Consider the following 9,032-nt stretch of genomic DNA (forward strand, 5'->3'; position numbering starts at 1 on the left):
GGATACGACCTAGACACTCGCATCCTCGCAGGTCAGCGGCACCTTTCTGCTGTCAGGCCGTCAGCTCACCCAATTCCGCTGAATAACCGGGGTTAGACCACTCCCAGTTCCCTCCCCCACACACAACGAGGAGAAGCGATGCGCGCAGGCCATATCCGCACCGCCGTCCCGCTGCTCGCCACGGCGGCCCTGATTTCCTGGGCCGCCGGTACGGGAACAGCCACCGCCCAGCAGACCAGCGCCGCCGCGGCCAACCCGACGAGCGGACTGACCGAGTACTCCGACGCGTACAGCGTCCAGCACCCTTATGACTTGCCACAGTCCGACCGTTTCTCCATGACGAGCGGCCCCACGTACAACGCCCGGATCCTCAAGGGGGACAAGCCTTTCAAGAAGGACTCCGACACCGGACCGCGCACCGAGATGCGGTGGCACGCCACCTGGTCCGGCACCGAGCATCAGTGGTCCGCCGACGTGAAAATCGACCCGAGCACCGAAGGCGCCTGCATCATGCAGGTCAAGGGCTCCACCGGCGGCGAGGCCATCTACGTCAACGTCCACGGCAACGGCAACCTCTACAACAGCGTGAACAACACACCGATCGCGACGGGCATGTGGGGCAAGTGGTTCCACATGAACGCCGACTTCGCCCCGGCTACCGGCACCGTCCGCTTGTGGATCGACAGCAAGTTGGTCCTGACCACGCACTACTCGGCGCCGACAAGCAAGATCTGGTACTTCAAGAACGGCGTCTACAACACCAAGGGGCCCGAGGCCGAAGCGCACTTCAAGAACATCACCTTCTGGGAGAAATAGCCGCGCCGAAGACCATGACTGGCCCCGGGACCGCCCCGGCCGCGCCCACGTAGCCGTCGTCCACCGCCTCGGCAGCGCGGACAAGCTCGTGTCCTACCTTGGCCTGAACCCGCGGCTGCCAGTCCGGTGGGACACCCGCCCACCACGGCCGGATCACGAAGGCCGGCTGTAGCAAGGCCCGCGGGATGCTGGTGCAGGGCGGCCGCCCGCCTCGTGGTTGGCGGTGGCGATGAGGGCGCCCTCCAGTCCCTCGACCTCCTCGTCGGCGAGGGCGATGGGGAACTTGCCTATCAGGGCCTCCAACCGTCTGTGGGAGGGCCCGTCCCGGCAGCAGCTGTTTGTCCTTGCGCCAGATGATCTCGTCGTCCTGGCGGGTGTAGTGCTGGACCCAGATCTGGCGCAGCACCTGGAGCGCCGGCAGATCCCGCGCCCCGGCCGGAGCCCCGGTGCTGTGCAGCGCTGCCAGCAACGCGAACCCGTCCCGGCCGATGGTCAGCGCGTAGTCAAGGCGCGGTCCGTCGCCGATCGGCAGCCGGAAGGCGTCAGCCTTGCGCTCGTAGCGGTCGTACCACTCCTGCGGAGCGAAGTCGGTGAGCCAGACGGGCACGGCCACCGCCAACACCTCCAACGCGGCGCGCAAGGTCTCGGTGACCAGCTCCAGACGGTTGAGGGTGCGCACGGCAGCCAGTACCCGTGTCGAGTCCGTGCGGGCTCGTCCGCCCTTAACGAGCAGGCCAGCAGCCTTGAGCCGCTCCAGCAGGACTTCGAGCAATCGCTCCACCGCGGACTCCTCATCGGCCAGCAGCCGGGCCCGGAACTCGCACAGCACGGAGGCGTCGAACCCGGGATCGGTCAGCTGAAGCGCGTGAAGTCGGCCCGGAGCGCGGTTCCGGCTTTTCGACCGGCCCGTTTCTCCGGACCGCTTCCCGCGTGAAGTCCCGCCGTGCGCCTCTCAACGCAACGGGCGCTCCACAAGTCCCGCCCTGGGTTCCGCCCTGTGTCTCATCCCGTGACCTGCCAGGGCGAGGGGATCACTGAGCCCCGGCAGCGGTAGCGCGTGGTGCGTACCTTCGCCGGATTGAACAGTTCTCTTTCCTCGCTGGCCGGCCACCAGCCACCGCCGCAGAAGCGGCGTCGCAACTGCTTCCAGTTCAGTCCCGGGTGTTTTCGCCGCAGCCAGAAGATGACCCGGCCCCAGGTGGAGGAGCTCAGGTACTGAAAGGCCGTGCTGGACACCCCAGGCCGGAAGTAGGCGCACCAGCCCCGCGGCATCCGGTTGAGACAGATGAGCAGGGCATCGAACGGCAGATCCGTGCCTGTCCTGCGGCACTGCGTCTTGACCTTGCCCGTGACGGCCTTGAGAGCCTTGCGGGCCGGATAGGTGTAGACGTAGTACTTGTTGGTGCCTCGTTTGCGGTGACGCTGGATGCGCCACCCGAGAAAGTCGAGGCCATCGTCGATATGGGTGATCAGGGTCTTCTCCTGCGACAGGCACAGGCCCATCGCAGCGAGGACCCCGGTGATCTCCTCGCGCAGTGCCTCCGCGTCGGTCTTGGCGCCCGACACGACCAAGCACCAGTCGTCCGCGTAACGGACGAGCCGGTAGTTCGGCAGCCGCCTCCGCGGCCTGGCGGTCGGTCAGGTTCTCGGTGAACTGCAGCACGCTCACCAGCGCGAGGCGGCCTGGCGACAGCGAAAGGGTGCCCGCGCCTGGCGAACAGATCAGCGAACTGGGCGTCCTCGAAGACCGGCCCAAGCGAGTCGCGCAGACGGGTGGCCAGCGTGCCGCGCGGGAAGGCGGCGCGGGCCACCCGCGCGGTCAGCTCGGGAATCTCCTGCATCGGCCTCGGCCACAAGAACATGACGGGTCACCACCTGGGTTCCCCGCGCAACGTGTACTCCCCATCACGATGCCAGCACCAGCTTGATCCACGCAGCGGCTTAGTGAATTGACCAGCAGGGTCGTAGATGGGCCGGTTCGCCACCTGCCCGTCGCGTACCTTGGTTTTGTCGACGATCTTGTGATCCGGATAGTTCAGACTCGTGACCGTGATCATGCCTGACGGGCAAGAGTTACGAGCCTGCCTGTATGAACGTCGGCGCGCGGCAGCCGGATGGCAGTACCGGGTGGGCATCTCCGGCTGGGCAGTTGGCAGCAGCGGCCGTACGGAGCCCGCAGAACAGAGTGTCTGGCTCGACGCCCGTCATGTCCACCCCCTTGAAGGCGGCGACTACAGCCAGATCCCCACCCGCGCTCCTCTCCCCGCCGCCGGGCGGCAGGCCTGGACAGTACAAGATCTCCCTCACCGCCCCGGCCACCCCGGAGCACGCCTGATCCACGTCATCGGCTGCCAGCGCACCACCCTCAAGCCCGTGGAACCCGACGCCCCCGCAGCGCATGCGACGGCCCCACGTCCGCACCGGTGAGACGAACCAGGGCAAACCGCCGGGTCACTTCACACGGTCAGACAGCAGAAGAATCGAGGTTGATGCCGCGGGCGCCGTACTTTCCGAACTCGATGTTCCGCTTGAGCGCGGATGATCCACGCGCGCCCGAAACTTGCAACCGCCCTGACCTTGCAGGGCATTCGCCTCTAGACATCTGGCGGCCGGTCGAGAATCGTTCTGGCCGGTCAACACCGAGCGAATTAGCCTCGGTGCGCGTTTGACTCCTTGATTATCATCGGTTTTGGGCGCAGCATTTTTACAGGAGTGCAGATGTCGGTTGATAGGCGCTGGGGTATTCTCAGGTCGCTGAGCAGCGGTCGCCTTCGGCCTTCCATGAGGCGCCGGTCAAAGTTATCCAGTGCCGGCCACCGGCGCCGCTTACCGCTTCTTGCTCGCGTCGCCGTCGCCTCAGCCGTTGTCGTTGGTACGGGGTCAGTCATTTCCGTCAGGGCTAATCCAGCGCAGGCCGCAGAGGTGAGCTACGTGGCGCTGGGTGACTCCTATTCTTCCGGTGTGGGCGCGGGGGACTATGACGCCAACGATGCGAGTTGTAAACGGAGCGCCAACGCCTACTCTCAGCGCTGGATCAAGGAGTTTTCAGAGGAGGCGGTGGCGAAGTTCGCGTTCGTTGCCTGCAGCGGCGCGACGACCGCGGAAGTCGAGTCCAGGCAGCTAAGCTCGCTCAGTGCTGAGACCACCATGGTGACTATGTCGATCGGTGGCAATGATGTCGGATTCTCGCCGGTTGTTGGGCAGTGCCTGCTCACTAACCTGTTCTCCGAAAATGCGTGCATCGCTTCCGCTCTCACCGCGGGGGCACTGGCGGAGAGAATTATGCCAGGCAGGCTCGACGCACTGTACAAGAAGATCAAGGACAGGGCGCCGAACGCCCGGGTATTCATTCTTGGGTACCCGCACATTTTCCAAGTCGGGAATTGCGGAACATTCGGGCTCGGTCATCTCGCCCGAACGGCTATCAACCATTCGACCTCAGCGCTCAACGGGGTGATCCGCAAGACGGCTGCCGCAAACGGCTTCACCTTCATCGACGGTGAGCAGACGTTCACGGGGCGGGGTGTGTGTTCCACTGCCCCCGGTGGTGCCTGGCTGACCGATACCAGCGCCGGCACTGACCTCTACCACCCCAACCGCGACGGACAAGAAGCCTACGCGGTCGCGCTGGATGCCGCCGTACGGGGCGTCGGGTGAACGGGGTTCGAGAACAACCCGGTGAAGACACTCGCCCCGCTCCCGGGCAGGCGTGAAGAAGTTGCTCCCCTCGCCGGCTTCAAGTACTCCGCCTGCCGCCGCTTGTGTCATGGACCGGCATGCCGTCACCGCGGTGGCACTCATCACCTTGGATCGCCTCCGCCGATGAAGGGCGCCTTGGTCCTGGGCCCGCCTCTGTCGACACTCACGCAGACGCCTGACTGCAGCCCAGACGGTTGATCACACGACGAGCAAGCAAAAGGAAAGGGACGTCAGTCCGATGGAGCATAAGAAGAAACGGATGCCTGGGCCGCGCCTTCAAGCCGCATCTCTGGCGGGAGGGCTGGTCCTGCTGCTCAGCGCGGGTATCGGTATCGCCAGCGCGGGACAGAACGACAATGGTCAGCAGTCGTCTTCGGCCAAGGGGCTGTACACCCCACAACTCGATGCGAAGCGAGCAAGGCAGGGCGCCATCGCACACCTGATGTCAATAGGGGTGCCGCGTGACGAGGCAACCCTACGGATCCAGAAGCAAGCCGGGCAGGTACGCGCGGCCGTGGCACTGCGCAAGAAAGCACCCGAAAGCGTGCAGTCCGTCTGGATCGACGGCAACGGAACCCTGAGGGCAAGCGTTCTGAACAAGGCCGGCGAGCAGGCAGCACACGCTGCCGGCGCGACACCGAAACTCGTGGCGTTCTCGACCAAGGATCTGGAAGCCGCCCAGGACACCCTCGCCCAGGACGTGAAGGACAATCCTCCACCCGGGTTCCGCGGCGCCTCATTCGAGATCGACCCCGCGAAAGGCAAGGTGATCGCACAGTACATGTTCGACGGCGCCAACCCCGTGGTGCCAACGGCCGCGACCCGCCTAGGCAACATAGTCAACGCGTCAGCAGAAACCGGCGGACTGGCTACCCAAGAGGACGTCGGTATCGCTGGTGCCTCCATGGCGGGGGTGACTGAGGGAAAGGGTGGCCCCTTCATTACCAACTGCACGGCCGCTTGGGCAGTGGACATCGCGGATCCGAACGGCGGCGTACCAGGTAACGGTGTGATGACCGCAGGACACTGTTTCGACGTCGACGACGATCCGCAAAAAACCGAGTACGACATCGACACGACTGCCGCCGGAAATACCCAGGCTAAGGGCGAATTCTTCACCTTCGGTGCAGCAGGCGACTACGGCTACCTACGCCTGCAGCGCGACCGCGGCACGACGGTAATGCCCAATAGCGGGAACGTCGTTGAAGCTATTGAGGAGCCAGTGGTAGGGGCTACAGTCTGCAAGGACGGCGCTGAGACAGGCGAGACGTGTGGCCAGATCAAACGAGTGGGTGTCACCCTCATCACGCGGCACGGCGACGTCAACTTCCTAGTAAAGGGCATGGTACGTACCGACTATTGCGCTATAGTAGGAGACAGCGGCGCCCCAGTCTATATGGACTTTGACCAGGCGAAAGGGCCGCTCGGTATAGCCGCACTCGGGGTGCACAGCAGCGGCATAACCACCATTAAAGGCCCATGCGAAGCATACTTCACGCCGCTGTCCGACATTGACCCCCAGGGTAAATTCTTTGTCAGGATCGATGGCGGCTGAAAAGATCAGTTGAAAGATAAACAGCCGCGGGTCAGACAGTGGGGGTAATACTCACCCCGCTGGTCGGCAAAGACCCGAGGTAAGACTTGTCGTAAATGATCTCTGACGTGGAGGGTGACCTGCTCGTTTCTTCGTCATCCGGCCAGAGTGAGGTTGTGCAGGCGGGCGAGGTGGGTTTCGCGCAACTGTCAGCGCTTGAGCCGGCGATCAGGCGGCGAACCCGATGTTGGTGACGTACTCGTACTGGCCCCATTCGGAGCCGAGGTCGACGGTTACGTCGCTTACCCAGGCGTCGTCCAGGGCAACGTCGCCGCCAGCCACCCACGCGTCGCCGACCCGGTCCCCGTGGCGGACGTTGAGCGCGCGGTAACTCAGCGCGCGCTGGCGGGGCGGGCAACCTGGGCCTGGCTGAACGGGTGGAACTCCACCCGGGTGCCGCGCCGGAGGCCAGCAGGGCTCAGCGTATGGAGATGGAGAGGGAGGGCGCGTCGCCGCGCGTCGTCGTCGGGCGGCAGGACCGCTGCCCGACGACGCGGCTCCGTCCGCGAGGAACTGGCCCGCATCAAGGCCGCCCGCCAGGCGGACGCCGAGGAGGCGAAGACCAAGGCCAAGGCCGCAAAGACCGGCAAGCGCCCCACCGCACCCTCCGATGCCCCGCACCGCAAGGCCGAGTGCGCGCTGCGCGACCACCCGGCACTGGGACGCTGGCTCAAGCAGCACCCCACCACCGGACGCCTGTCCATCGACACCGCCAAGGTCGCCGCCGAGGCCCGCCTGGACGGAAAGTACCTCCTCGCCACCAGCGACCCCGGCCTGAGCGCCGAGGACGTCGCGCTCGGATACAAGAACTTGCTGGAAGCAGAACCCGCCTTCCGCACGATGAAGTCGACCTTGGAGCTCCGGCCGGTCTACCACCGCCTGGACGAGCGGATACGCGCCGACGTCCTGCTGTGCTAGCTCGCCCTGCTGCTGATCCGCGTCGCCGAACGCGCCACCGAACACACCTGGCCCCGCATCAACACCGAACTCGGCCGCATCCACCAGGTCACCCTCACCGGCCCCGCCGGCAGCCTGAAGCAGACCACCCGCCTCACCGACACCCAGAGCAAACTCTTAAAGGACTGCGGCGTCCCGCTCCCACCAAAGATGAGCGCCATCACACCGGCCGAATAGCCCCTCACCTGCACAAACAGCCTCCGGAACCGTGGGCACACGGCACCGGAGGCTCTTCATGCCCAAACCCCAGGTCAGCCCAGGAATTCACCCCGCCCGCATGCCCACCGACTGATGAACTCGGGATGATCAGCGTAGTGGTGTCACGCGTGGTGGCTTCTGGGTTTCGGCCAGCGCGACCTGCTGCGGCGGAGTGCGCAGGACGCACTGCCCGCCGCATATGACGAACCCCCAGGGAGTGCGCCCTGGGGGTTCTCGGTGCTGCGGGTGCCCCTTCCCGCCCGAAAGGGAAACCCACAATGACCATCATGGCTGACGCCCCTGTGGCCGTCACCCGCCCGCCGTTACCGCGGCGGCCCCTTCCGCACGAGCGGACGGACCCCCGACCGGCCCACACCGGCCAGCCCCCGGCCTCACCCCCGCTCCTGCGTTGCCCGCACCGGCGACACCGCCGCCCGCGAGCTGCTGGATGCGCTGTACCGCGAGCACGCGCCGATGGTCACCGCCGTCGCGGCCCGCGCGCTGCGCCCCAACGACCGGGGCCTGGCCGACGACATCGCCCAGGACGCCTGGCTGGAGTGCCTGGCAGCACCTGCTGCGCGGCAACGCACTGCACAACCCGGCCGGCTTCCTCGCGATGCGCGCCCGGCGCCGCGCGGTCGACCACTACCGCCTCGCCCGCGTCCGGCGCGAGGAGCCGTCGACTACACCGACGAATCCGCCCTGGCCCACCTCGCCCGCCTGATCGGAGCCGCACCATGATGCCCACCGCCACCATCACCCTGCCCGGCACTGCCGACGAGATCGGCCCCGCCGCCCCGGCGCGATCTACCAGAACACCGACGGCCGCTTCGAGGTCCTGGCGCTCGTCACCGACCCGCGCGAGGCCACGCAGCTGCTGCGAAACCGGTCCGGCGCGCGGTGGGCGGTCATCGTCCGCGACACCCTGCGTCCCGACGGCCAGCCGTTCGCGATCGGATCCGCCTGGACTGACTCCGACTACCTGCTGCGCGAGGGCGCGCCAGCCTACGCCCCGGCGGCCTGACGATCCACCACAGTCCGTCTCCCACCCCACCAGAGCGTCAGGGGGTGGGAGACGGGCAGTGGCTGGCCATCCGGCCAGCCCAGGGCGACGGCCCCGGAAAGGTGAGAGCCGCTCCGGGGCCGTCATACAGGAAGCGAGAGTTCCTGTGATCGACAGCATGACACGCCCCCGGCCCGCACCGCGCACGGTTGCCGAGATGTGGGCCCGCCTCGCGATGGTCGGTACCGGGCAGAACGACGCCTGCCCCCTGTGCGGGCTGTGGAACTGCGCCCCGAGAGTGCCCGCTGTCCTCCGCCGTCTCCGCCCCGGTCCCTGCCACGGCCGGCACCGGCATGCAGTGCGAGGTCTGCGGCGGCTGGTTCGGCATCGCCGCGGTGCCGGGTCAGGAAACCGCCTGTACCTGCAGTGCCTGCCAGAACCTCGGGCATTGATGCCGCACTTGATCCACCGTCAGTACCGGCAACTGCGCTGACGCTTCCCCAGCCCGACACCGCCACCTCTGTCGGCCGCTGCGGCCCGTCAAGGACCTTGACGACGTCGCGCGGCAGTACCCGGGCCGGAAGCTCACGCTGGACAGTCACCGCAAGCCGCTGGAGTGAGCTGCCCCGAGTTTCATTGAGTCCGGTGATCTTGTTTCAGGCGGGCTGCGGGGTGGCTTCCTGTTGTCGCCACCAGGCGCGTTCGTACTCGGCGGGCGATACGTAGGCGAGGGCGGAGTGGAGCCGCTCCTCGTTGTACCAGGCG

At 66.4% G+C, this 9,032-nt stretch carries 6 protein-coding genes and 2 pseudogenes; 4 read left to right on the forward strand and 4 right to left on the reverse strand.

Features of this window, described 5'->3' with window-relative positions; translation table 11 throughout:
• Positions 1-138: 138 nt before the first annotated feature.
• A complete protein-coding gene (locus ABZ453_RS49320; protein ID WP_359026379.1) occupies positions 139-816 on the forward strand; it encodes a polysaccharide lyase family 7 protein in 678 nt (225 codons plus the stop codon).
• Here ABZ453_RS49320 and ABZ453_RS49325 read toward each other — a convergent pair.
• The 3 genes and pseudogenes from ABZ453_RS49325 to ABZ453_RS49335 all read right to left on the reverse strand — a co-directional run.
• Positions 797-1,597 carry a hypothetical protein gene (locus tag ABZ453_RS49325; protein ID WP_359026381.1) on the reverse strand — a complete coding sequence of 267 codons (801 nt, stop codon included), beginning with the start codon at positions 1,595-1,597 and terminating at the stop codon, positions 797-799. The two genes, ABZ453_RS49320 and ABZ453_RS49325, sit on opposite strands and share 20 nt — an antisense overlap.
• Before the next feature lie 221 nt (positions 1,598-1,818).
• On the reverse strand, positions 1,819-2,382 hold the full coding sequence (locus tag ABZ453_RS49330; RefSeq protein WP_359026383.1) for a group II intron maturase-specific domain-containing protein: 564 nt from the start codon (positions 2,380-2,382) through the stop codon (positions 1,819-1,821).
• Positions 2,383-2,431: 49 nt separating this feature from the next.
• Positions 2,432-2,678 (reverse strand): annotated as a pseudogene (locus tag ABZ453_RS49335) (IS5/IS1182 family transposase); the annotation flags it as partial.
• Positions 2,679-3,747: 1,069 nt separating this feature from the next.
• On the opposite strand from ABZ453_RS49335, the gene ABZ453_RS49340 reads away from it, so the two are divergent.
• Together ABZ453_RS49340 and ABZ453_RS49345 are read left to right on the forward strand one after the other, a co-directional pair.
• Positions 3,748-4,473 (forward strand): SGNH/GDSL hydrolase family protein, encoded by a 726-nt coding sequence (locus tag ABZ453_RS49340; protein WP_359026384.1) that lies wholly within the window; start codon positions 3,748-3,750, stop codon positions 4,471-4,473.
• Between the two features lie 280 nt (positions 4,474-4,753).
• Positions 4,754-6,070, forward strand: a complete 1,317-nt coding sequence (locus tag ABZ453_RS49345) for a S1 family peptidase (RefSeq protein ID WP_359026386.1) — start codon at positions 4,754-4,756, stop codon at positions 6,068-6,070.
• Positions 6,071-6,277: 207 nt separating this feature from the next.
• Here ABZ453_RS49345 and ABZ453_RS49350 read toward each other — a convergent pair.
• A pseudogene (locus tag ABZ453_RS49350) lies at positions 6,278-6,510 on the reverse strand (transcriptional regulator); the annotation flags it as partial.
• 1,202 nt (positions 6,511-7,712) lie between these two features.
• Between ABZ453_RS49350 and ABZ453_RS49355 the strand changes: the two are divergent.
• Positions 7,713-7,988, forward strand: a complete 276-nt coding sequence (locus ABZ453_RS49355; RefSeq protein ID WP_359026388.1) for a hypothetical protein — start codon at positions 7,713-7,715, stop codon at positions 7,986-7,988.
• Positions 7,989-9,032: the final 1,044 nt, after the last annotated feature.

The sequence above is a fragment of the Streptomyces sp. NPDC005799 genome (assembly GCF_040630525.1).
GTDB classification, from domain to species: domain Bacteria; phylum Actinomycetota; class Actinomycetes; order Streptomycetales; family Streptomycetaceae; genus Streptomyces; species Streptomyces griseorubiginosus_B.